The sequence below is a fragment of the Acidovorax cavernicola genome (genome assembly GCF_003581445.1).
Genome location: NZ_QXMN01000007.1, coordinates 24,334 through 45,366 on the forward strand (window position 1 = coordinate 24,334; position 21,033 = coordinate 45,366).

18 protein-coding genes are annotated in these 21,033 nt (G+C 68.9%); 7 read left to right on the plus strand and 11 right to left on the minus strand.

The window, feature by feature from the left end:
* Window positions 1-95 precede the first annotated feature (95 nt).
* The 7 genes from D3H34_RS08540 to D3H34_RS08570 all read left to right on the plus strand — a co-directional run bounded on the left by D3H34_RS08540 (window position 96) and on the right by D3H34_RS08570 (window position 9,924).
* Window positions 96-4,805: an Ig-like domain-containing protein gene (locus tag D3H34_RS08540; RefSeq protein ID WP_119553023.1), complete on the plus strand. Its 4,710-nt coding sequence runs from the start codon at window positions 96-98 to the stop codon at window positions 4,803-4,805.
* 162 nt (window positions 4,806-4,967) lie between these two features.
* The gene (gene atpE / locus D3H34_RS08545; RefSeq protein WP_119553024.1) at window positions 4,968-5,207 is read left to right on the plus strand and encodes a F0F1 ATP synthase subunit C; all 240 of its coding nucleotides are present in this window, start codon (window positions 4,968-4,970) and stop codon (window positions 5,205-5,207) included.
* Window positions 5,208-5,330: 123 nt separating this feature from the next.
* Window positions 5,331-6,524: an ABC transporter substrate-binding protein gene (locus D3H34_RS08550; protein WP_119553025.1), complete on the plus strand. Its 1,194-nt coding sequence runs from the start codon at window positions 5,331-5,333 to the stop codon at window positions 6,522-6,524.
* Between the two features lie 16 nt (window positions 6,525-6,540).
* Window positions 6,541-7,461 carry a branched-chain amino acid ABC transporter permease gene (locus tag D3H34_RS08555; protein ID WP_119553026.1) on the plus strand — a complete coding sequence of 307 codons (921 nt, stop codon included), beginning with the start codon at window positions 6,541-6,543 and terminating at the stop codon, window positions 7,459-7,461.
* Window positions 7,458-8,447, plus strand: coding sequence for a branched-chain amino acid ABC transporter permease (locus D3H34_RS08560; RefSeq protein WP_119553027.1), 990 nt, complete (start codon window positions 7,458-7,460; stop codon window positions 8,445-8,447). Before D3H34_RS08555 ends, D3H34_RS08560 begins: the two co-directional genes overlap by 4 nt.
* A complete protein-coding gene (locus tag D3H34_RS08565) occupies window positions 8,444-9,199 on the plus strand; it encodes an ABC transporter ATP-binding protein (RefSeq protein ID WP_119553028.1) in 756 nt (251 codons plus the stop codon). Before D3H34_RS08560 ends, D3H34_RS08565 begins: the two co-directional genes overlap by 4 nt.
* Window positions 9,196-9,924: an ABC transporter ATP-binding protein gene (locus D3H34_RS08570; RefSeq protein ID WP_119553029.1), complete on the plus strand. Its 729-nt coding sequence runs from the start codon at window positions 9,196-9,198 to the stop codon at window positions 9,922-9,924. Before D3H34_RS08565 ends, D3H34_RS08570 begins: the two co-directional genes overlap by 4 nt.
* Here the strand turns inward: D3H34_RS08570 and D3H34_RS08575 are convergent.
* The 11 genes from D3H34_RS08575 to D3H34_RS08635 form a co-directional block, all read right to left on the minus strand.
* Complete coding sequence (locus D3H34_RS08575) at window positions 9,909-10,517, minus strand: class I SAM-dependent methyltransferase (protein WP_286185538.1); 609 nt, start codon at window positions 10,515-10,517, stop codon at window positions 9,909-9,911. The genes D3H34_RS08570 and D3H34_RS08575 overlap by 16 nt on opposite strands.
* A gap of 136 nt (window positions 10,518-10,653) precedes the next feature.
* Window positions 10,654-12,111, minus strand: a complete 1,458-nt coding sequence (locus tag D3H34_RS08580) for a SulP family inorganic anion transporter (RefSeq protein WP_119553031.1) — start codon at window positions 12,109-12,111, stop codon at window positions 10,654-10,656.
* Window positions 12,112-12,345: 234 nt separating this feature from the next.
* On the minus strand, window positions 12,346-13,050 hold the full coding sequence (locus D3H34_RS08590; protein WP_119553033.1) for an SDR family oxidoreductase: 705 nt from the start codon (window positions 13,048-13,050) through the stop codon (window positions 12,346-12,348).
* Between the two features lie 71 nt (window positions 13,051-13,121).
* A complete protein-coding gene (locus tag D3H34_RS08595; RefSeq protein ID WP_119553034.1) occupies window positions 13,122-13,730 on the minus strand; it encodes a glutathione S-transferase in 609 nt (202 codons plus the stop codon).
* A 40-nt stretch (window positions 13,731-13,770) separates the two neighbouring features.
* On the minus strand, window positions 13,771-14,685 hold the full coding sequence (locus tag D3H34_RS08600; protein ID WP_119553035.1) for an acyl-CoA thioesterase: 915 nt from the start codon (window positions 14,683-14,685) through the stop codon (window positions 13,771-13,773).
* 95 nt (window positions 14,686-14,780) lie between these two features.
* Window positions 14,781-15,473 (minus strand): hypothetical protein, encoded by a 693-nt coding sequence (locus tag D3H34_RS08605; RefSeq protein ID WP_119553036.1) that lies wholly within the window; start codon window positions 15,471-15,473, stop codon window positions 14,781-14,783.
* Window positions 15,474-15,534: 61 nt separating this feature from the next.
* Window positions 15,535-16,890: an FAD-dependent oxidoreductase gene (locus D3H34_RS08610; protein ID WP_119553037.1), complete on the minus strand. Its 1,356-nt coding sequence runs from the start codon at window positions 16,888-16,890 to the stop codon at window positions 15,535-15,537.
* Window positions 16,890-17,870, minus strand: coding sequence for a Bug family tripartite tricarboxylate transporter substrate binding protein (locus D3H34_RS08615; protein WP_119553144.1), 981 nt, complete (start codon window positions 17,868-17,870; stop codon window positions 16,890-16,892). The genes D3H34_RS08610 and D3H34_RS08615 overlap by 1 nt, the downstream gene beginning before the upstream one ends.
* A 173-nt stretch (window positions 17,871-18,043) precedes the next feature.
* Window positions 18,044-19,021 (minus strand): Bug family tripartite tricarboxylate transporter substrate binding protein, encoded by a 978-nt coding sequence (locus D3H34_RS08625; protein ID WP_119553038.1) that lies wholly within the window; start codon window positions 19,019-19,021, stop codon window positions 18,044-18,046.
* Window positions 19,022-19,080: 59 nt separating this feature from the next.
* A complete protein-coding gene (locus D3H34_RS08630) occupies window positions 19,081-20,295 on the minus strand; it encodes a 3-hydroxybenzoate 6-monooxygenase (protein ID WP_119553039.1) in 1,215 nt (404 codons plus the stop codon).
* Between the two features lie 25 nt (window positions 20,296-20,320).
* On the minus strand, window positions 20,321-21,025 hold the full coding sequence (locus tag D3H34_RS08635; protein WP_119553040.1) for a fumarylacetoacetate hydrolase family protein: 705 nt from the start codon (window positions 21,023-21,025) through the stop codon (window positions 20,321-20,323).
* Window positions 21,026-21,033 lie beyond the last annotated feature (8 nt).

Below are 21,033 nucleotides of genomic sequence, written 5' to 3' on the forward strand. Positions count from 1 at the left end.
CTGCGCGCGCACTTTGCATTCAGAGCGACCGAGCGAATCGAGTGAACCGAAGGACAAGAGGGTTCCTGCGAACTTCAAACAACCTGGAGGCGACGATGAAGATCCGGTATTTCCTGATGGCGTTGATGGTGCCGTGCGTCACATTGCTGACGCATGCGGCGATCACGGGGGTCAGTCCGATGACGACCCTCAACAACATGGCTTCAGCGGTCTCGGCGGCGGTCGCCGATCCGCTGCCCCTGCAGGGGCCGGGCCTGGGCAACCTCACCTACACCTCGGCGGAACTGTTCAAGCCGGTGTCGATGATCACCAGCCCCAACCACCCGCTCGATCCGGCGCACAGCAGCGCCTACGAGTCGCGCGAGGTGCCCGCTACGTACCCGGGCCGCAAGGACTACGGCATGAACGCCGGCATCATGGTCAACGGCTACTTTCTCACCTCCTTCGCACCCGACAGCGGCCTCGGCCCGGGCGGCTTCCTGCTGTACGACGTGTCGAACCCGCGCCAGATCAAGCTGGTCAAGAAGATCTACGAGCCTGAAGCGCGCACCAAGGAGTTCCGCGAGACGCACTCCTTCGGCACCGCGACGATCGCCGGCAAGACCTACGTGGTGCTGCCCAGCATCAACGGCGTGGAGTTCTGGGACTTCACCGACGTCAACGACATCAAGCAGGTGAAGAAGCTGGCGCTGCCCGGCGTCAACGCCGGCGACTACGAGAACGTGGCCTGGCAGCTCTGGTGGCAGGCGCCCTACCTGTACGTGGCCTCGGCGGGCCGGGGCGTGTTCATCGTCGACGCGCGCGATCCGGCCAACGCAGTCGTCGCCAACCGCGGCGCCGGCAAGCCCAACCCGGTGCCCACGGGCGAGCTGGGCAACTTCCGCGTCGGCCCGATCTTCACCATGGGCAACACCATGGTGCTGACCGCGATGGAAAGCAACGGCGGCTTCTCCAGCCTGGACATCTCGGACCCGCTCAACCCCAAGGTGCTCGACGCCATCGTCGGCACCACGCCGTTCTATTACGCCACCTGCTTCGACGGCCGCAACCTGCACGTCTCCGCCCGCAACAGCGGCGCCAAGATGTACAGCTACGACCTGAGCGACCGCACGCACTTCGTGGCGGAAGACAACCGGCTGGTCATCGACGAGCAGCTGTACTGCGCCACGCAGGACAACTACGTCATCCAGGGCGCGCAGACCCGCATCCACAAGGTCGATGTGAGCAACCCGCTGAACCACGTCGAGGTGGGCCGCGGCGGCATCCTCAGCGAGACCGATCCGAACTTCTCGCACTCCGACAACGGCCAGGTCGCGATGTTCGGCAACCTGGTGTTCGTGGGCAACGATCACGGCTCGGGCAGCGGCTTCGTCGTGCATTCGGTGGACCCCGACATCACCAAGCCCGAAGTGAAGCAGGTCTCGCCCGCCAACGGCGCGAAGCAGCAGGCGCTGACCTCGCGCATCGGCATTGGCATGACGGACAACATCCGCCCCGAGAGCGTGAATTCCAACACCTTCATCGTGCGCCCGGTGGGCGGCAACACGCTGGCGGGCACCTACAGCGTGCAGCTGGGCATCATCAACTTCTCGCCCGACGTGCCGCTGTCTCCGGGCACCAGCTATGAAGTGTTCCTGCCGGCCAACGGCGTGAAGGACTATGCGGGCAACGCGATTGCCGCCGACTACCGCTCGACCTTCAACACCGGCAACGCGACCGACATCAACCTGATGCACTACTGGCCGCTCGCGGGCAACCTCGGCGACCAGATCGGCGCCAACAACGGCACCCCGGGTTCGGACGCCTTCGAGAGCATCGGCCTGAACTTCGCCAACCGCACCGCGGGCGTGCCGCTGAAGAACGACACGGTCGCCACCGTGCTCGGCGGCACCGCATCGCTGAGCTTCTACATGAAGACCACGCAGGCCGGCGGCGCCAATTCGTGGACCGCGCCCGGCATCTTCGGGCGCGACCAGTCGGGCGGCGCGGACGACGTGTTCTGGGGCTGGCTCGACACCGCCGGGCGCATCAAGCTGTCGGTGGCCAACGACGCCGGCACCGCCTCCACCGCGGCGGTGAACGACGGCAACTGGCACCACGTGGTGCTGACGCGCGACGCGGCCTCGGGCGCGCAGGCCGTGTACGTCGACGGCGTGAAGACCACGTCGACCGGCTCCACCGGCACCAAAGGCCTGTCGAACAAGTTCAACCTGCTGGGCCAGATCCAGGGCAACACCGCACTCTTCAAGGGCTCGCTGGCGGAAGTGCGCGTCTACGGCCGCGTGCTCACCGACACCGAGGTGAACACGCTGCGCGGACAGGCCGTCATCGGCGACCCCGGCCTCGGCGGCGGACCGAAGATCGTCAACGGCCAGGTGGTGTTCAACCCCGCCACGCTGGGCAGCGCGGGCGCGCAGTTCCGCTGGAACTTCGGCAACGGCGTGCAGACGGCCTACTCGAGCCAGGCCAACTACACCTACACCTACAGCAGCCCCGGCCACTACACCGTGACGCTGACGGTGAAGGACGCCAGCGGCCGCGAGACTTTCTACACCTACAACCTCACCGTGATCGTGCCGGTCACGGCGCAGGCGCCGACGCACACCACCAACATCGCGGGCGACGCCAACTCGGTGTACTCGGTGAACCCCGACAGCGGCACGGTCGCCGCTATCGATGCACAGACCCTGGCCAAGCGCTGGGAGACGCGCGTGGGCGACGAGCCCAAGACGCTGGCCGTGGGCCCCGACGGACGCATCTGGGTCACGGTGCAGGGCGAGGACAAGCTGGTGGCGCTCAACGCGGCCGACGGTGCCGTCTCGGCCACCGTGCCGCTGGCGTACGGCAGCGGCCCGTACGGCGTGGCCTTCACGCCCAACGGCACGAAGGGCCTGCTGACGCTGGAGAGCAAATCGGTGCTGATGAGCTTCGACCCCAGCAGCGGCGCCACCACCGGCGCGGTCGCGCTGGACGGCAACCTGCGCGGCATTGCCGTCAACGCCGACTCGCAGGTGGCCTACGTCACGCGCTTCAAGTCGAAGATGACGGGCGGCCAGCTGCACAAGGTGAACCTGCAAAGCATGAGCGCCATGACGACCATCGCGCTGCCGGTGGACACCACCACGGTGGACACCGAGAGCCGCGCGCGCGGCGTGGCCAACTACCTGAGCCAGGTGGTGATCTCGCCGGACGGCACGCGGGCGGTGCTGCCTTCGAAGAAGGACAACATCGTGCGCGGCAAGTTCAGGGACGGCAACAACCTGGTGCACGACCAGACCATCCGCTCCATCCTGTCGCAGGTCAACCTGCAGACGGGCGCCGAGGTGTTCTCCGAGCAGATCGACTTCGACGACCGCGCACCGGCGCGCGCCGCGCTGTTCACGCCGGCCGGCGACTACATCTTCGTGGCGCAGATGGAAGGCAACCGCGTGGCCATCGTCGATCCGTACAGCCGCACGGTGCGCGGCGAAATCAACGCCAGCAGCGCGCCGCACGGCCTGTACCTGGACGCGACGCGCAAGCGCCTGTTCGTCAACAACTTCCTGGCGCGCTCGGTGTCGGTGCACGACGTGGCGCAGGTGCTGACGTCCGAGTCGGCGGCCCCGACCTTCCTGCAGAACGTCATGACGGTGGCGCAGGAGCCCATGTCGCCGGCCGCGCTGCGCGGCAAGCAGGTGTTCTACAACGCGTCCGACCGTCGCATGAGCAAGGACAACTACATCTCCTGCGCGAGCTGCCACGCGGACGCCGGCGACGACGGCATGGTGTGGGACTTCACCCAGCGCGGCGAAGGCCTGCGCCGCACCATCAGCCTCATGGGACGGCGCGGCATGGGCCACGGCAACGTGCACTGGACGGCCAACTTCAACGAGCTGCAGGACTTCGAGAACGACATCCGCAACGAGTTCGGCGGCACCGGCTTCCTGACGAACGCGGACTTCGCGGCCACCTCCGACCCGCTGGGCGCGCCCAAGGCCGGCAAGAGCGCGCAGCTCGACGACCTCGCGGCCTACCTGACGTCGTTGAACAAGTACATGCGCAGCCCGGCGCGCGCCGCCGACGGCAGCCTCAGCGTCGACGCGGCGCGGGGCCAGGCGCTGTTCACCTCGGCGCAGTGCGTGAGCTGCCACACCGGCGCGACCTTCCGCGACGGGCAGCGGCACGACGTGGGCACCATCCAGCTCTCGTCGGGCAAGGGCATCAACCAGCCGCTGGCGGGCGTGGGCTTCGATACCCCGACGCTGCTGGGCACCTGGAACACCGCGGCCTTCTTCCACAACGGCCAGGCGGCCACGCTGCAGGACGTGCTCGCCGGCGGCCACGGCAACGCCAGCAGCCTGCCGGCGGCCGACGTGGTGGCGATCCGCGAGTACGTGCGCTCGCTCGACAACGACCCGACGCCCACCATCACCCGCATCCGCTCGAACCTCAACCCGACGATGTGCGTGAACATCAAGGGCGTGTCGACCGCGAGCGGCGCGCTGGCGGTGCAGTGGCCCTGCGGCAATGCGAACAACGAGAAGTTCACCGTGACCAGCCTGCCCGGCGGCTACCTGCAGTTCAAGGCCGAGCACAGCGGCCTGTGCCTGGCGCAGAACGGCACCGCGACGACGAACGCGGCGGTGGTGCAGGTCGCCTGCTCGGCCGGCGACACCACGCAGTGGAGCCAGATGGGCAGCGCCCTCAAGAACCGCGCCTCGGGTTCGTGCCTGGACGTGCCGAACAGCTCGACGACGCAGGACACCGCGCTCATCACCTGGACCTGCAACGGGGGCACCAACCAGAGCTGGACGCAGATGCCGTAACCCCCTCGTCCCCGGTCGCGGGGCGCTGAAAGCCGGCCGTTTCGACGGCCGGTTTTTTTTCGTCTGGACGCTTCTGAAACATGACCTCTCGCGTCATGGATCGCACGCACCCGTTCTGGAACAGTGGGTGCATCGATTCATCAACCACCAGGAGAAAAAACCATGACCGGCTTCAACATCCTCCCGCTCGCCGTTGCCCTGCTGATCGGCATCGCCGCACTGGGTTCGTGCCTCGGCATCGCGCTGGTCGGCCAGAAGTTCCTCGAAGGCGCGACGCGCCAACCCGAGCTGGTCGACACGCTGCAGACCAAGTTCTTCCTGGTCGCGGGCGTGACCGACGGGGCCTTCATCATCGCGACCGGCATCGGCCTGTGGTTTGCAACAGCAAGTCCCTTTGGCTGAGCGCCATGAGGGGCGCGATTGGCACCATTCGTGCTAGTACCGTTGACACCAAATTGTTTATGGCTAAAGTATTTAACTATCAACAGTTCAGTTGCTTCAACCCTTCCCTAGCCGGAGAACCCGATGCGTCCCTCGTTCCTGAAATCGCCCGCGCTGCCGCGCACCCTGCTCTCGCTGCTGCTGTGCGGCGCCGCCCTCGGTGCCACGGCCGCACCGGTCAAGGTCGGGCTGGCCCTCGACATTTCGGGGCCTTTCGCGGCACTGGGCGCCGAGGCGCGTGACGGTTTCGCGCTCGGCATCAAGCAGCTGGGCGGCAAGCTCGGCGGGCAGGACGTGGAATTCGTGCAGGCCGACATGGCCGGCAGCCCCGACCAGGCCAAACAGCTGGTCGACCGCATGATCCAGCGCGACAAGATCGACATCTTCAGCGGCCCCATCGGCTCCAATGTGGCGCTGGCCGTCGGCCCGACGCTGTTCAACGCCAAGGTGCCCTACCTCTCGGCCAACGCCGGCCCGAGCCAGTTCGCGGGCGCGCAGTGCAGCCCCTATTTCTTCGGCACCGCCTACCAGAACGACCAGTTCCACGAGGCCGCCGGCAAGTTCGCGCAGGACCGCGCGTTCAAGAAGATCGTGCTGATCGCCCCCAACTACCCGGCCGGCAAGGATGCACTGGGCGGCTTCAAGCGCCAGTTCAAGGGCCAGGTGGCCGACGAGCTGTACACCAAGCTGGGCCAGATCGACTACGCCGCCGAACTCGCGCAGCTGCGCGCGGCCAAGCCCGACTCGATCTACTTCTTCCTGCCCGGCGCGATGGGCATCAACTTCATCAAGCAGTTCGTGGGCGCAGGCCTGTCGAAGGACATCACGCTCGTCACCAGCGGCTTCTCGGCCGACGAGGACGTGATCGGCGCCGTGGGCGAACCCATGCTCGGCCTGTTCAACACCTCGCACTGGGCGCACGACCTGGACAACGCCGCCAACAAGGCCTTCGTGGCTGCGTTCCGCAAGGAGTACAACGGCCGCTACCCGTCGGTGTACGCCGCGCAGGCCTACGACGCGATCCTCGCAATGGACGCCGCCGTGAAGCAGGCGGGCGGCAACGCGCAGAACCGCGAAGCCGTGGTCGCCGCACTGAAGAAAGCCAACTACGCCTCGACGCGCGGCACCTTCAAGTACGCGAACAACCACTTCCCCATCGAGAACTTCTACCTGCGCGTGATCGGCAAGGACGCGCAAGGCAAGGTGACGAACAAGCTGATCAACACCGTGCTGACGAATTACGGCGACAGCTACGCCAGCAAGTGCGCGATGAAGTGATTTCCCGCGTCTTTTCATGAGCGGAATTCTTGTCCTCGAGCAATTGCTCAACGGCATCGGCTACGGCCTGATGCTCTTTCTTCTGGCGGCGGGCCTCACGCTGGTGTTCGGCATCATGGATGTGCTGAACCTCGCGCATGGTTCGCTGTTCATGGCCGGCGCCTACGTGGCGGCCGAGGCGCACACGCGCACCGGCTCGTTCGCCGCCGCCATCGTGGTCGCGGTGCTCGTCACCGTGGTGGTGGCGCTGCTGATCGAGGTGCTGCTGATGCGCCGCCTCTACAAGCGCGACCACCTGGCGCAGGTGCTCGCCACCTTCGGCGTGATCCTGGTGGCCGACGACATCGTCAAGATGATCTGGGGCCCCTCGCCCGTGATGGCACCGACACCGGCCGCGCTCTCGGGGCCGGTCGAGCTGATGGACGGCCTGCCCTATCCCTCGTACCGGCTGGTGGTGCTCGCGGGCGGCCTGCTGATGGCGCTGGCGCTGTACGTGCTGGTGAACCACACGCGCATCGGCATGCGGGTGCGCGCGGGCGCGTCCGACCGGCCGATGGCCGAGCTGATGGGCGTGCGCGTGGGCCGCATCTTCAACGGCGTGTTCCTGCTCGGCGCGGCGCTGGCCGCCCTCGCGGGTGCGCTCATGGGCCCGATCGTCGCGGTGCAGGTGGGCATGGGCGAAGCCATCCTGATCCCGGCGCTCGTGGTGCTGGTGATCGGCGGCATCGGCTCGGTGCGCGGCGCCTTCGTGGCCGCGCTGCTGGTCGGCGTGGTCGACACCATCGGCCGCGCCTTCGTGCCGATGCTGCTGCGCGCCACGCTGCCGCCCGCCACCGCGGCCGACCTGGGACCGCTGTTCGCCGAGGTCGCGATGTACGCGCTCATGGTCATCGTTCTGATCTTCCGGCCCTCGGGCCTCTTCTCGGCCCGCGCATGAAACCCTCGTCACGCACCTTCGGCCTCGGGCTGCTTCTCGTGGCGCTCGCGGCCTTTCCGCTGGTCGCGCCGCTGTTCGGGCTCGAGTTCTACATCGGCTTCGTGCGGCGCGTGCTCATCGTCGCGCTGGCCGCCGCGAGCCTGAACTTCATCCTCGGCTTCGGCGGCATGGTGGCGCTCGGGCACGCAGGCTTCATCGGCATGGGCGCCTACACCGTGGTCGCGCTCAGCGACGCGGGCGTGATGTCGGCCTGGGTGATGTGGCCCCTGGCCGCGCTGGTGGCCGGCGTGGTCGCCGCGCTGATCGGCACGGTGGCGCTGCGCACGCGCGGCGTGTACTTCATCATGACCACGCTGGCCTTCGCGCAGATGCTGTACTTCGTCGTCGTGTCGCTGCGCAAGTACGGCGGCGACGACGGCTACACGCTGATGTCGCGTCCCACGCTGCTGCCGGGCCTGGACCTCGGCAACGAATCGACCTTCTACTGGGTGGTGCTCGTGGTGGTGGCGCTCGCGCTGTGGTGGCTGCACCGCGCCACGCAAGCGCGCTTCGGCCATGCGCTCATGGGCATCCGCGACAACGAGACGCGCATGCGCGCGCTGGGCTATCCGGTGTTCCGGCTGCAGCTCGTGGCCTTCACCGTCGCCGGCGCGATCGCCGGGCTGGCCGGGGCGCTGCTGGCCGGCGGCAACGGCTTCGTGAGCCCGGCGACCATGCACTGGACGCAGTCGGCCACGCTGGTGGTGATGGTCGTCATCGGCGGCCTCGGCCGCAGCTGGGGCGGGCCGGTGGGCGCGATCGTCTGGCTGGTGCTCGAAGAAGTGTTGAAGCAGCACACCGAGCACTGGCACATGCCGCTGGGCCTGTTGCTGATCGCCGTTGCTCTCTGGGCCCCGCGCGGCCTTGCCGCGTTGTCGACGAAACGCAGAACGGTCGCAGCAGCAGCGGCCTCCGCGGCGACTGCCGCAGGGAGCGCCAAGCCATGAGCCTTTTCAGAATCGAAGGGTTGGTCAAGCGCTTCGGCGGCCTGCTGGCGACCGACCATGTGAACCTCACAGTGGAGCGCGGTGAAGTGCATGCGCTCATCGGGCCCAACGGCGCGGGCAAGACCACGCTGGTGAACCTCATCACCGGCCTGCTGCAGGCCGATGCGGGCCGGCTGCTGCTCGACGAGCAGGACATCACCGCCTACAAGGACCACCAGCGCGTGGCCGCCGGCATGTCGCGTTGCTTCCAGGTGACGCGCGTGTTCGCGAAGGAAACGGTGCACGACAACCTGATGCTCGCGGCGCAGGCCCATGCGGGCAGCAGCCTGCGCTTCCTGGCGCCGCGCACGAACGAACGCGACCTGGTCGACCGCGCCGTCGCGCTGGCCGACCGCGTGGGCCTGGGCAGCGAGCGCCACCGCATCGCGGGCACGCTGCCGCACGGCGCGCAGCGCGCGCTCGACGTGGCGCTGGCGCTGGCCGCCGAGCCCAAGCTGCTGCTGCTCGACGAGCCGATGGCAGGCATGGGCCCCGACGAATCGGCGCGCATGGTCGACCTCATCGAATCGCTGCGCGAGTCGATGGCCATCCTGCTGATCGAGCACGACATGGACGCCGTGTTCCGCCTGGCCAACCGGCTCACGGTGCTGGTGCAGGGCAAGGTGCTGATGAGCGGCACGGCCGACGAAGTGCGGGGCCACCCCGATGTGCAAGCCGTGTACCTCGGCACCGAAGCGGAAGGACACGCATGAGCACCACGACCACTTCGACCGCGCTGCTCGAAGCCACATCCATCGAAGCCGGCTACGGCGCCAGCCAGGTGCTGTTCGGCATCGACCTGCGCGTGGGCCCCGGCGAGGTCATGGCGCTGCTGGGCCGCAACGGCATGGGCAAGAGCACGCTGCTGAAGGTGCTGACCGGCACGATCGCGCCGATGCGCGGCGGCGTGCAGTTCTGCGGCACGGCCATCGGCGGCCACCGGCCCGACGCCATCGCGCGGCGCGGCATGGCCATCGTGCCCGAGGGACGCCATGTGTTCCCCAACCTCAGCGTGGACGAGCACCTGCGCGCCTTCGCGCGGCCCCGCCCCGGCAGCGCGCCGCGCTGGACCGTGGAAGCGCTCTACAAGCTCTTTCCGCGGCTGTCGGAACGCAAGGCCAACGCGGGCAACCAGCTCTCGGGCGGCGAGCAGCAGATGCTGGCCATTGCGCGGGCGCTGTCGACGCACCCGCGCCTGCTGATCCTCGACGAAGCCACCGAAGGCCTCGCGCCGGTGATCCGCGAGGAGATCTGGCATTGCATCGCCACGCTGAAGTCCGAGGGCGAAGCGATCCTCGTGGTCGACAAGTACGTGCAGCGCCTGCTGCCGCTGGCCGACCGCCACGTGATCCTCGAACGCGGGCGCGTGGTGTGGCAGGGCGACTCGGCCGCGCTCGACGCCGACCGCTCGCTGTGGGCGCGCTACCTGGGCGTCTGAGTCGGCTGCGTTCGCTGCCGCGGACGGCACGCCAGGAAGTTGGCCCACGTCACGCGGTCGCGGCCGATCCACTGGCTGTCCCACTGCATCTGAAGGCCCGCCGTCGCCAGCGCTTCGGCGAAGCTGTCTTTCGCCCAATACACGGTCTGGTAGTCGCCCTGGGTCTCGCCTTCGCCGATGCGCATGGCCGCGAGGAAGACCCCGCCGGGCGTGAGTGCGTCGAACACCTTGCACAGCACCGGCGCGATCTGCGCGCGGTCGACATGGATCAGCACGCACATCGCCAGGATCGCGCTGTAAGGGCCGCCCAGCGCATCCGTGACGACGTTGAGCAACTCACCTTCCTTGCCGCGCTCGGCCTGCAGGTCGAGAAACGCCTGGACCGCATCGGTGCGCCTCACGACCCCGCCCAGGGATTCGACGAGATCGGCGTCCTGCCCCGTCCCGGAACCGATCTCCAGCACGGTGCCGCCGGCGGGCACGCACTGCATCATCCGGCGCAACGCATCTTCGATCTCGGGCGGCCGGTGGCCCGCCACGATCGCGTTGTAGTCGCGGGCGGAGGCTTCGTAGGACGCAATGGTGCGGTCCATGTGCCTCTGCACCGAAGCAGGAATTGTCATGCACGCCTTTCCGCTGCGTCGGGCAGCCGACGAGCGCAAAGACTAGGCCCGGGACATCGCCGGGCGCACGGGACAACTACCTAGGACCCAAGCACTACACCCCGCACTACTCGGGCGCGGCGTCGAGCCGCAGGATGAGGTCGCGGCTCGCCTGGTTGAGACCGACCACCTCCACCACGCTGCCGTGCTTGCGCAGCCGCTCGACCGCCTTGGTCAGCGCGGCCACGGCGGTGACGTCCCAGAAATGCGCCTGCGCCACGTTGATGCGCACCGGTGCGCCGTCGATCTCGCGCACGTCGAAGGCGTCGACCAGCATGTCGGCCGAGGCGAAGAACACCTGGCCCGTCACGCGGTACACGCGCGCGTCACCCTCGCCCACCTCGGCATGCACCTGCAGCAGCCGCGCCACCTTGAAGGTGAAGAACACGCCGCTGAGCATCACGCCGGTGGCCACGCCCGCGGCGAGGTTGTCGGTGGCGACGGTGACCGCCACGGTCGCGAGCATCACGGCGCTCGACATGCGCGGATGCCGCACCAGCGTGCGCAGCGAGCCCCAGTCGAAAGTCGAGGCCGACACCATCACCATGATCGCAACCAATGCCGCCACCGGCACCTGCGACACCCAGGGCTTGAGCAGCACCATGAGGATCAGCAGGAAGGCGCCGGCGAACAGTGTCGACAGCCGGCCGCGCCCGCCGTAGCGCACGTTGCTTACCGTCTGGCCGATCATTCCGCAGCCCGCGATGCCGCCGAAGCAGCTGGCCGCGACGTTGGCGATGCCCAGCCCGCTGCACTCGCGGTTCTTCGAGCTGGGCGTGTCGGTGAGGTCGTCCACCACGCTCGCGGTCATCATCGATTCGAGCAGGCCCACCATCGCGATCGCGAAGGCCGGCAGCGCGATGATGCGCAGCGTCTCTAGCGTGAGCGGCACCGACGGCAGCGCGAACGCCGGCAGGGCGTCGGGCAGCTGACCGAGGTCGGCCACGGTCTTCAGCGGCAGGCCGAGCCACTGGCCGGCCAGTGTCACCACCACGATGCACACCAGCGGCGACGGCACCGCCGTCGTCAGGCGCGGCAGCAGGTAGATCACGGCCAGCCCGAGCCCGACCATGGCCCAGGTCGCGGCGTTGGCGCCGATGAAGTGCGGCATCTGCGCCGCGAAGATCAGGATGGCCAGCGCGTTGACGAAGCCGGTGCGCACCGACGAAGACACGAAGCGCATCAACACCCCGAGCCGCAGCAGGCCGAACACGATCTGCATCGCGCCCGCGAGCACGCCCGCGGCCAGCAGGTACGGCAGGCCGTGCGCATGCACCAGCGGCGCGGCCACCAGCGCGACCGAGCCGGCCGCGGCCGACACCATCGCCGGCCGGCCACCGGTGAAGGCAATCACGAGGCCGATGACGAACGATGCGAAGAGGCCGACCGCCGGGTCCACGCCGGCCACGAAAGAAAAGGCGATGACTTCGGGAATGAGCGCGAAGGTGGCGACGGCGCCGGCCATCAGCTCGCGGGGAATGCTCGGGCACCACTCGGTGCGCAGGCGACTGTGGGAAGAAGACATGGAAAGCGGCAACGGTCCGCGGGCGCCGCAAGGGCGCCGCGATGCGGAACAGGAAAGAGAAGAAGGAGGCCGGCGTGCGACCCCCGTGCGGATGGCGACGGCCGACCACAGCCGCCGCGCTTCACGCCGTCCGCGTCAGGGAGGCGTCGGCCGCGAGCAGCCCGACTGCCGGCGGCGGATGGGGAAGCGGGGCATCCGGGAACACATGGGCGCCGATTGTAGGGAGCGGCAGGTTCAGACCGAGCGCGTGATGCCGCCGTCCACGCGCAGATTCTGCCCCGTGATGTAGCCCGCGCCTTCGGAGGCGAGAAAGCCGATGGTCGCGGCGATCTCGGCGCTGCGGCCGTAGCGGCCCATCGGGATGCGTTCGCGGAACACTTCTTTCTCGGGCAAGCTGTCGATGAAGCCGGGCAGCACGTTGTTCATGCGCACGTTGTGCTTGGCGTACTGGTCGGCGAAGAGCTTGGTGAAGGCCGCGAGCCCGGCGCGGAACACGCCCGAAGTCGGGAACACCGGGTCGGGCTCGAAGGCCGCGAAGGTCGAGATGTTGATGATCGCGCCGCCGCCCTGCTTCACCATGTGCGGCGCCACGAGGCGCGCGGGGCGCACGGCGCTCAGGAAGTAGACGTCCATGCCGCGGTGCCAGTCGTCGTCGCTGATCTCCAGGATCGGCGCGCGCGGGCCGTGGCCGGCGCTGTTCACGAGCACGTCGATACGGCCCCATTGAGAGATGACCTGGTCCACGAGACGTTGGATATCGTCGTTCGACTGGTTGGAGCCCGTGACGCCGATGCCGCCAAGTTCCTTTGCCAGCGCCTCGCCCTTGCCCGACGAGGACAGGATGGCGACGCGAAAGCCGTCGTCCGCGAGCTTGCGGGCCGCGGCGGCGCCCATGCCGCTGCCACCTGCCGTGACGATGGCGACTTTCTGTTCAGACATGCGAGGTTCCTTCCTTCGGATGAAACCCCGTAGCCTACCCCTCGATGCGCCGGTGCGCTGGATGTCGTGGTTCAGGCCACCGGCACCGTGGCCTGCATCGACGGCCGCTGGTTGAACGCCGCGAACCACTTCGCGCTGTTCGGCGCCTGGGCGCGCCAGTCCACCGAGGGAAAGCGGAAGTCCATGTAGCCCAGCGCGCAGCCGAAGGCGATGGTGCCGATGTCGACGCGCGCGCCGAACGACGGTGCCGCCGCCTCGAGCCATTCGAGGCCGGTGCGCACCTTGTCGAGCTGGCCGTCGGTCCAGTCGCTCCAGCGCAGCGCCTCGGGGCGCAGCATGGTCTCGTAGCGCGCGAGCAGCGCCGCGCCGGTCATGCCGTCGGCCAGCGAGAGCTCCGTCAGCCGCGCCCAGCGCTCGGCACCGGCGGCAGGGAACAGCTGGCCGCCGTGCATCGTGTCGAGGTACTCGCAGATCACGCGGCTGTCGAACAGCACCTGGCCGTCGTCGGTGAGGAAGGTCGGCACCTGGCCCAGCGGGTTGTTCGGGAGGATGCGGGCGTCGCGCTTCACCGGGCCGGCCGCGCTGGGCAGCTTCTCGATGCGGTCGGCCACGCCCAGTTCGTGGGCCACGACCATGCACTTGCGCACGAAGGGGGATGCGGGAGAGAAGAAGATCTTCATGGCCGGAGCGAGCGGGTGGGTTTTGAATAAAGCAGGGCGGTCAGCCCGTGATCGGCGTGCGCGCCGTGCCCGGCTTGCGGATGCGCAGCATGCCCTCTTGCGCCGTCGAGGCCACGAGGCGGCCGTCGCGCGTGTAGATGCTGCCGCGGCACAGGCCGCGCGCGCCGCCCGCGCTGGGCGAGTCGACCACGTAGAGCAGCCAGTCGTCGAAGCGGAAGTCGCGGTGGAACCACATCGCGTGGTCCAGGCTCGCGGGGCGCACCTGGCCGCTCATGAAGCTCAGGCCGTGCGGCAGCATCGCGGCGCGCAGCAGGCCGTGGTCGGAGGCGTAGGCCAGCAGCGCACGGTGCACCGTCAGGTCGTCGGGCAGCGGCGCGATGGCGCGCATCCAGATCGCGCTCTGGTTCTCGATGGGGCGCACCTCGGGTCGCATCAGGTCTTCGGGGTCGACGCGGCGGTACTCGATGCCGTGCGGCTGGATGGCCTTGGAACGCCAGGGCTCGGGCAGGCGGTCGCCGAGCGCGATGCGCTGGTCGAGCTCGCTGGTCAGTCCCTCGGGGCCGTCGACCCCGGGCATGGCGAACTGGTGCTCGACACCTTCGTCCACGGTCTGGAACGAGGCCGACATCTCGAAGATGATGCGGTCCTGCTGGCGCGCCACCACGTGGCGCGTGGTGAAGCTGCGGCCGTCGCGCACGCGGTCCACGCTGTACTCGATGGGTGCGTGCTCGCCGGGCAGCAGGAAGTAGGCGTGCATCGAATGCACCGGGCGATCGGCGCCCACCGTGAGGCTCGCGGCCCTCAGCGACTGGCCGAGCACCTGGCCGCCGAAGACGGCGGGCGTGCCGATGTCCTCGCTCTGCGCCCGGAAGCGGTCGTCGCCCAACGGTTCGAGCTGCATGAGGGAGACAAGGTCGGCGACGAGGCGGGCGGCAAGAGCGGGTTCGGGGGTCATCGGGAAGAGGAATTCAGCGCAAAAAAGCAGCCTGCAACGATAGCAAAGGCCGGGCCCGCCCGCTGTCGCGGCCCGGTCAGCGCGCCCTGCAGCGCCTACCGGAAAACGCAGAAATCGACGATGCGCGCGCGGCAGGTGTAGTCGGTGCCGCCCTGCACCACGGCCACGGGCACGCCTTCGACCAGCGGTGCGCCGTCGGCGCTGTAGGACAGCGGGGCCGGCGCGGGCGCCGTGGCGGGACCGCTGGCGGTCTCCTGCTCGACATAGCGCAGGTCGTGCGAGCGCGAGAAGTCGACCATCTCGGCCGCGCGCAGCGGCTTGGCCGCATAGCGGGTGCCGGTGACGGTGCCGAAGTAGCGCAGCGCCGTGCCGGTGCGGTCGCCGTACTTCACCTCGGCCTTGCCGAAGCCGGTCTGGACCAGGAAGGCCTGCTCCTCGGGTGTCAGGTCGGCGTCGAAAGCCAGCAGCATGTACTGGCCCTCGAGGCTCTGGTCGCGCGCCACCTTGAGTTCGCCGAGCAGGGCCGGCGTGATCTTGGCGCGGCTGTCCCAGCGCAGCATCGATGCCACGGCCGGGTCGCCGCCGAACACGTAGTGGTACTTCTCACCGGCAATGACGATCTTGCGGCCGTCCTTGCTGGCCAGGAAGCTCAGCAGCGGGTCCTTGCCGTGCACCGGCGCGCCCTCGGGCGTGCTGGCGCAACCCGCCACGAGCAGGCCAAGCGCGGCGCAGAAGAAAGCCAGCCGCACACGGCGCGCGGCGGCGGTCGACAACGAAAGGAGCTTCATCACGTGTCGTTCCGGGTTCGGGTTAGTTCATCCAGCCCCGGACTCTAGCGCCGTGTCGCCTTCAGCGGTCGAGGTCGACGCCGTCGGCCAGCAGCTTTTTCTGCAGCGTCGCCACATCGACCGCCGCGAAGCGCCCACTGCCCAGCGACGCCGCCGCCGTGCCCGCCGCCTGCCCCATCACGAAGCAGCCGCCGCTGGCGCGCGCGGCCGACTGGCCTTCGTGCGTCATCGAGGCGCAGCGTCCAGCCACCAGCAGGTTGTCGACCGTCTGCGGCACCAGCATGCGCCATGGCAGGTGGTTGTAGGCGTTGGCTTCGTCGCGCGGGAAAGCCCACTCGATGCGGCCGTCGGCGTGCATTTCCATCGGCCAGGCGTTCAGGCCGATGGTGTCGTCGAAGGTCGCGGAGCCCAGGATGTCCTCGCGGCCCAGCGCATACAGGCCCTGGATGCGCCGCGTCTCGCGGATGCCGACTTGCGGTGCGATCTCCACGATGGCCGACGGCGCGAAGCCCGGCACCTCGGCCTGCAGGAACTTGAAGTACGCGGCGATCTGGCGCCGGCCTTCGAGCTCGCCCTCGCTGAGTTCGCGCGCATCGACGCCGTTCATCGCTCGGCCTTCGGCGTTGCGGATCTGCGTGACGTTGGCGCGCCACTCGCGCGGGTCCTTGTTGGGCCGCAGGATCGCGCCTTCGCGCGGAAAGCTGTACTTGCCCGGATGCTGCTGCTCGGCGCGCGCCATGAAGCCGTTGATGGCCGAGAACTCGCCCACCGCTTCCAGCGCAGCCGGCGCGTCGACCTGGCCGATGCGGAACATGGTGGTCGGGAACAGCCCGCTGCCGTGGCCGTCGCCCACCTCGAAAGGCACGCCCGCGAAGGCGGCCACGTCGGCGTCGCCGCTGGCGTCGATGAAGGCATTGGCGCGGATCGCCTGGCGGCCCGACTTGGTCTCGACCACCAGCGCGGCGATGCGCGCACCGTCGTGCAGCACCGCCGCGGCATACGCGTGGAACAGCATCTGCACACCGGCCGCCGTGAGCAGCTGGTCGGCGGCCAGCTTGTAGGCCGAGGTGTCGTACGAGCGCACGCAGATGCGCCCGCCCATGCCGTTCTGCGGCGCGTTCATGCCGTTGAAGCCGGCGATGCGGTCGATGAGATCGTCGACCACGCCGCGCACCAGCTGCGTCATCTCGCCGCGGCGCTTGCCGTACAGGCCCGCGAAGTTGGTCACGCCGCCGGCGGTGCCCATGCCGCCGAGGAAGCCGTAGCGCTCGACCAGCAGCGTGCGCGCGCCATGGCGCGCGGCGCTCACGGCGGCAGCGATGCCGGCGGGGCCGCCGCCGACCACCACCACGTCGAAGTCGCCGAACACCGGCAGTGAGCGTGCCGGTTCGGTCAGGGTCGTCTGCTGAACGGTCATTACTGGAGCTTGATGCCTCGCGTGGAAATGATCTTGCTCATGATGGCCGCCTCTTCCTTCACGCGCGTGCGCATGCCGTCCGGCGAGGTGCCCACGGCCTGCCAGCCTTGCTCGAAGAGCTTGCGGCGCACATCGGGGTCTTTCATGACGATCTCGATCTCGCGGCTGATGCGCGCCTGTGCGGGCTTCGACAGGCTGGCCGGGCCGAGCAGCGCCACCCACACCTCGAGGTTGAAGTCCTTCACGCCGGCATCGGCCAGCGGGGCGATTTCGGGCACCAGCGCGCTGCGCCCGCCCGTGAGGCCGACGGCCTTGAGCTTGCCGGCGCGGATCTGCGGCATGGCCACGCCCGGCGGGATCAGGCCCATCTGCACCTGGTCGCCCAGCATGCCGGTGACGACCTGCGGGTTGCCCTGGTAGGGCACGTGCTCGGGCTTGAAGCCGTTCACGCGGCTCTTGAGCAATTCCATGCCCAGGTGGCCGACCGAGCCCACGCCCACCGAGCCGTAGTTCCACTTGTCACCGGCCTGGCGCGCGGCGTCGAAGAAGGCGGTGCCCGAGGGCAGGCTGTTCTGCGCCACGAGCACCAGCGGCGCGGTGGCGATCAGCGAGAGGTAGGTGAAGTCCTTCGCCGGGTCGTATGGCAGCTTGGGGTACAGCATCTTCGACGACGTGAGGTTGCCGTTGATGACGATGCCCAGCGTGTGGTCGTCGGTGGCCTTGGCCACCTGGTCGGCCGCGATGTTGCCCGAGGCACCGGCCTTGTTGTCCACCACGACCGGCTGGCCCAGCGCCTTCGACAGCGGCTCGGCGATGGTGCGCGCCGCGATGTCGGGCGTCGATCCGCCCGGGAAACCCACCAGCAGGCGGATCGGCTTGGTCGGCCAGGCGGCGGTGTTGTCAGCGTGGGCGGCGAACGGCAGTGCCGCGGTGGCGGCCAGGCCGCAGGCGATCAGGAGGGCTCTCTTGGAAGCGTGCATGGGAGAAAAGTAAACAAAAGCAAAAGACGGCCAGCTTAACTGCCTTGCATGCAACATGAAACTGGCGATTCGCCCGTGGGACACCGCAGAACCGGCTTTGCCGGGCTGCAGGTGTCGCCCCCGGCAGGGGGTTGGCGAAGCGACACGAAGTGCGCGAAGCCTGGGGGCGAACCTCAATCCAGGCTGATGTTGCCCCGGCGCACCAGCTCGCCGTAGATCTTCGACTTGGCCTCGGCATTGCGGCCGATCTCCTCGGGCGACCAGGCCAGCGGCTCGAAGGCGAAGGTGTCGAAGCGGGCGCGGATCTCGGGGTCGGCGATGACCTTGGCCACGTCGGCGTTGATCTTCGCCTTCACGGCCGCCGACACGCCCTTGGGCGCCAGCAGCGACACGAAGGAATTGACCTCCAGCGACGCCGGGCCGCCGGCCTCGGCCATGGTCGGCACGTCGGGCATCTGCGGGATGCGCTTGGGCGCGGCCACGGCGATGTAGCGCAGCTTGCCGGCCTTGTAGATGCCCTGGCTCGACGGAATGCTCGCGAAGGCCCACGGCACCTCGCCGGTGCCGACGTTCGAATACAGCTGCGAGACCTCGCGGTACGGCGCGTGGCGCATGCGGATGCCCGTGAGCGCCTCGAGTTGCTGCGCGCCCAGATGGCCCGGGCTGCCGACGCCCCACGAGCCATAGACGATGGCCTCGGGGTGCGCCTTGGCGTCGGCGATCAGGTCGCCCATGGTCTTCCACTTCGAGTCGCTGCCCACGGCCACGAAGAAGGGCGTGCGAAAGAGCGACGCCACGGGGTCGAAGTGCTGCAGCGTCACGAAGTTGCGCGACTTGTACAGGTGCGGCAGCGCGGCGATGTGCTCGCTGTCGAGTTGCAGCAGCGTGTAGCCGTCGGGCGCGGCGCGGCGCGCCTGGTCGATGGCGATGAAGCCGCCGCCGCCGGGCCGGTTGTCGACCACCACGCGCTGGTTCCAAAGGCGCGAGAGCTTGTCGGACACCAGGCGCAACACCGCGTCGGGGCCGCTGCCGGCCGCGAACGGGGTGATCAGCGTCACCGGCTTGCTCGGGTAGTCGCTGCCCTGGGCCCACGCGCCGGCGGCGGTGGCCAGGGCGAGGGTGCCCGTGATCAGTTTTCGAATGAATCGCATGGCATGTCTCCTTGGCCTGTGGCCTTGTCTTTGGTTGGAAAGGTTGAGGGGATTTCGTTTCAGCGCGACGGCGATGCGTCGCCGAGGCAGCTTTCGGGGCGCCAGGCGTAGAGCCACTCGACCGCATCGTAGAAGCGCTCGGGCGTGCGACCGGTCCACAGGCTGTTGCGCACCAGGCGCTCCACACCCTTGGCGTGGTACAGGCGCCCCATCTCGCGCACCGACAGCACGACGCGCGCACTGCGCGCGATGCGGGCCTGCTCGTAGCGCTGGAAGGCGGCGGTCATGTCGAAGTCGCAGGCCTTCACGGCCTCGCCGAGCGTCACAGCGTCTTCCAGCGCCATGCACGCGCCCTGCGCGAGGTACTGCATCATGGGATGCGCCGCGTCGCCCAGCAGCGTGGCCGGGCCGTCGCTCCATCGCTCGACCGGGTCGCGGTCGGCGGTGCTCCAGCGCCGCCAAGAGGTCGGGCGATCGAGCAGCTGGCGCGGGCGCGCATGCACGCCCTCGAAGTACGACAGCACTTCGTCCTTGCTGCCGTCGCTCACGCCCCACTCCTCCTGCTCGCGGCTGTGGAAGGTGACGACCAGGTTGTATTGCTCGCCGTGGCGCAGCGGGTAATGCACGAGGTGGCAGTTGGGGCCGGCCCAGACCACGGGCGCGTTCCAGCGCAGGTCTTCGGGCATGTCGGCCGCAGGCACCACGGCGCGGTACACCACGTGGCCCGAGACGCGCGGCGCGTCACCGATCAACTTCGCGCGCACCACCGACTTCACGCCGTCGCAGCCGACGATGGCGTCGGCCTGGAAGCGGCGGCCGTCGCGCGTGACCGCCGTCACGCCGCGCGCACCGATGTCCAGCGCCTCGACCTGCGCCGAGGTGTGGAAACGGATCAGCGGATGCTGCTTCACGGCCTCGTGGATCGCGCCATGCAGGTCGGCGCGGTGGCTCACCGCATAGGGGTTGCGAAAACGCGCGCGGAAGGCCTCGCCCACGGGCACCGAGGCCACCTCGGCGCAGTCGACCGCGTCCATCATGACCAGCCGGTCGGTGAACACCGAGCTGCGGCGCACGGCCTCGCCGACGCCCAGCGCGTCGAGCGCCGCGAAGGCATTGGGCCCGAGCTGCAGGCCGGCGCCGATCTCGCCGATGACGGCGCTCTGCTCCAGCAGGTCGATGGACACGCCCAGGCGCGCGAGCGCGAGCGCGGCGGCCATGCCGCCGATGCCGCCGCCGACGAGCAGCACGGTGGGGGGATTCTTCGAAGAAGTCATCGCGGGCTTGTGCTGATCGGGGCGCTCAGTCGATGCGCACCGTGAGCGACGGCAGGCGCTCGATGCTCACCTTGATCGTCTGGCCCGGCTTCACCGCGCCCACGCCTTCGGGCGTGCCGGTGAAGATCAGGTCGCCGGGCTGCAGCGCGAACAGCGTCGAGAGGTTGGCGATGACTTCGTTCACCGACCAGATCAGGTGCGTGATGTCGCTGTTCTGGCGCACCTGGCCATCCACCTCGAGCGTGATGGCGCCGGCGTTGATCTCGCCCACGTCGGCCAGCGTGCGCAGCGGCGCGATGGGTGCCGAGAAGTCGAAGGCCTTGCCGATCTCCCAGGGGCGGCCGGCTTCGCGCATCTTCATCTGCAGGTCGCGGCGCGTCATGTCCAGGCCCACGGCGTAGCTGTGGATGTGGCTCGCGGCCTGATCGACCGGGATGTTGCTGCCGCCCTTGCCGATGGCGACCACCAGCTCGGCTTCGTAGTGGTAGTTGCTGGTCAGCGAGGGGTACGGCACGGCGCCGGTCGCGCCTTCGGCCACCGGCACGACCGAGGCGTCGTCGTTGGGTTTGCAGAAGAAGAACGGCGGTTCGCGGTCGGGGTCGAAGCCCATCTCGCGCGCATGGGCGGCGTAGTTGCGGCCGACGCAGTAGACGCGGCGCACGGGGAACTGCTTGTCGGAGCCGACGATGGGCAGGCCGACGATGGAAGGGGGCGTGAAGACGAAGGACATGGAAGCTC

What these genes read in the sequence shown, in the direction of transcription:
- D3H34_RS08550 (WP_119553025.1), top strand. Translation starts at nt 5,331, where the DNA reads ATGCGTCCCTCGTTCCTGAAATCGCCCGCGCTGCCGCGCACCCTGCTC.
- D3H34_RS08635 (WP_119553040.1), bottom strand. Translation starts at nt 21,025, where the DNA reads ATGTCCTTCGTCTTCACGCCCCCTTCCATCGTCGGCCTGCCCATCGTC.
- D3H34_RS08575 (WP_286185538.1), bottom strand. Translation starts at nt 10,517, where the DNA reads ATGGACCGCACCATTGCGTCCTACGAAGCCTCCGCCCGCGACTACAAC.
- D3H34_RS08580 (WP_119553031.1), bottom strand. Translation starts at nt 12,111, where the DNA reads ATGTCTTCTTCCCACAGTCGCCTGCGCACCGAGTGGTGCCCGAGCATT.
- D3H34_RS08540 (WP_119553023.1), top strand. Translation starts at nt 96, where the DNA reads ATGAAGATCCGGTATTTCCTGATGGCGTTGATGGTGCCGTGCGTCACA.
- D3H34_RS08560 (WP_119553027.1), top strand. Translation starts at nt 7,458, where the DNA reads ATGAAACCCTCGTCACGCACCTTCGGCCTCGGGCTGCTTCTCGTGGCG.
- D3H34_RS08565 (WP_119553028.1), top strand. Translation starts at nt 8,444, where the DNA reads ATGAGCCTTTTCAGAATCGAAGGGTTGGTCAAGCGCTTCGGCGGCCTG.
- D3H34_RS08590 (WP_119553033.1), bottom strand. Translation starts at nt 13,050, where the DNA reads ATGTCTGAACAGAAAGTCGCCATCGTCACGGCAGGTGGCAGCGGCATG.
- D3H34_RS08605 (WP_119553036.1), bottom strand. Translation starts at nt 15,473, where the DNA reads ATGAAGCTCCTTTCGTTGTCGACCGCCGCCGCGCGCCGTGTGCGGCTG.
- D3H34_RS08595 (WP_119553034.1), bottom strand. Translation starts at nt 13,730, where the DNA reads ATGAAGATCTTCTTCTCTCCCGCATCCCCCTTCGTGCGCAAGTGCATG.
- D3H34_RS08630 (WP_119553039.1), bottom strand. Translation starts at nt 20,295, where the DNA reads ATGACTTCTTCGAAGAATCCCCCCACCGTGCTGCTCGTCGGCGGCGGC.
- D3H34_RS08625 (WP_119553038.1), bottom strand. Translation starts at nt 19,021, where the DNA reads ATGCGATTCATTCGAAAACTGATCACGGGCACCCTCGCCCTGGCCACC.
- atpE (WP_119553024.1), top strand. Translation starts at nt 4,968, where the DNA reads ATGACCGGCTTCAACATCCTCCCGCTCGCCGTTGCCCTGCTGATCGGC.
- D3H34_RS08570 (WP_119553029.1), top strand. Translation starts at nt 9,196, where the DNA reads ATGAGCACCACGACCACTTCGACCGCGCTGCTCGAAGCCACATCCATC.
- D3H34_RS08600 (WP_119553035.1), bottom strand. Translation starts at nt 14,685, where the DNA reads ATGACCCCCGAACCCGCTCTTGCCGCCCGCCTCGTCGCCGACCTTGTC.
- D3H34_RS08555 (WP_119553026.1), top strand. Translation starts at nt 6,541, where the DNA reads ATGAGCGGAATTCTTGTCCTCGAGCAATTGCTCAACGGCATCGGCTAC.
- D3H34_RS08610 (WP_119553037.1), bottom strand. Translation starts at nt 16,890, where the DNA reads ATGACCGTTCAGCAGACGACCCTGACCGAACCGGCACGCTCACTGCCG.
- D3H34_RS08615 (WP_119553144.1), bottom strand. Translation starts at nt 17,870, where the DNA reads ATGCACGCTTCCAAGAGAGCCCTCCTGATCGCCTGCGGCCTGGCCGCC.